Genomic DNA, 1,031 nt, shown 5'->3' with positions numbered 1-1,031 from the left:
ATGGTAAAGTTCATCCGGTTTTGCACCGCACCCAAATCAGCGCGCTGACTGTCAATACTCGCAATCGCCGCATCAATAATACTAATCGCATCTTGAGCACCATCCTGAGTGCTCAAGTTAATGCCCGCAACAGAGTCAAACGTTGTAGAGTCTGCAACAATAGCCATATCCGTAGTTGCTGAAACACCCCCCGTGGTAGAGGTAATAGATACAGCTTCGATTCCCGTATCTAATTTAGCGTTAGAAAAGTCAATAGTAAAGTCGTTAGGCACAGCAACAACCGCATCTGCTGCCTCAACCTCTTCAACCGCCACAGTGCCAGACGCAGTGATAGGGGCGACATCAGCCGTAGTATCACTATCATCACCAACGTAAGTAACAGGGCCTGCAGCGGTGGTTATGGTCATTCCTGATGCGTTAGTGTTGGCCACCTTGGAATCAATGCCGACTGCGATGTCATTACTACCGTCCGCAAGGCCAGCTAAGATATACGAACCCGAGGTTGTTGTGGAGTCAACGGTAAAGTCCTCAATCGCACCAATCTCCGCGAATCGGGCTGCTAGACCAGTAGAGTCCAAATCGCCAGCGATATCGTATGCATTACCATTGAACGTCATCGATATTGCATTGGCCCCATCGAGCGCGATACCAGATATCGTCATACTTGCAGGGGCAGCAGCTGCAGCAGCTACAGCATCCACAGCAGCCTTAGCCTCAACAGCCTCAGCCTGAGTGACCACAACACCACTCACACCACTAATATTGTTTATTTTATCTTGTAAATCCTGATAACCCATGTCAGCCTGGAGCGCTATCTTAGATTCTGTGCCACCAATATTAATAGCAAGCTCACCTGGAGCAGCCTTTGTGCCCGCAGATGCTGTAGCAGCAACCACTGCACCAGTCGTCGCTGTATCGAAGCTCTGGTAGGTGCGACCAATAGCCGCTGACGACACGTCTTTCATGGTTAATGATATGGTTTCATTGGCGTTGGCACCAATTTGGAAGTTTTTAGTGCCAAACGAGCCATC

At 49.4% G+C, this 1,031-nt stretch carries 1 pseudogene; it reads right to left on the bottom strand.

Going from position 1 to position 1,031, the window contains the following annotated elements:
* Nucleotides 1–1,031, bottom strand: a pseudogene (locus H5125_RS21665) (hypothetical protein); the annotation flags it as partial.

Origin of the sequence: Shewanella sp. SR44-4 (assembly GCF_014163715.1) — a bacterium.
Taxonomy (GTDB): Bacteria; Pseudomonadota; Gammaproteobacteria; order Enterobacterales; family Shewanellaceae; genus Shewanella.
Note: the sequence above shows the minus strand (reverse complement) of the source record. Positions and strands in the feature narration are given on the sequence as shown.